This window comes from Jeotgalibacillus marinus (assembly GCF_040801915.1).
Classification (GTDB): domain Bacteria; phylum Bacillota; class Bacilli; order Bacillales; family Jeotgalibacillaceae; genus Jeotgalibacillus; species Jeotgalibacillus marinus.
On the sequence record NZ_JBFMIA010000291.1, the window covers coordinates 1 to 236 of the forward strand.

The following is a 236-nucleotide window of genomic DNA, read 5'->3' on the forward strand; positions in this document are numbered from 1 at the left end:
GCTAAACGAGCCATACAAAGAAGTCTTTTCCCTCCGAACTTTTGGAGAATTATCGTTCAAACAAATTGCAGAATTATTTGGAAAAACCGAAGCTTGGGCAAGAGTCGCTTATCACCGGGCAAGATTGCGAATAAAGGAGGAATTGAAATGAAACTGTCGTGTAAAGTTATCGAAGATATGCTACCTATGTATTATGATGGGGTATGCTCCGAGGAAAGCGCTGCGCTGGTTGAAGG

Annotated in this window: 1 protein-coding gene; it reads left to right on the forward strand. The window is 42.4% G+C overall.

What is annotated here, in order from left to right:
- Positions 1–151, forward strand: a 151-nt coding sequence (locus tag AB1471_RS17900; RefSeq protein ID WP_367781065.1) for an RNA polymerase sigma factor, incomplete at its 5' end; no start/stop codon positions are given.
- Positions 152–236: the final 85 nt, after the last annotated feature.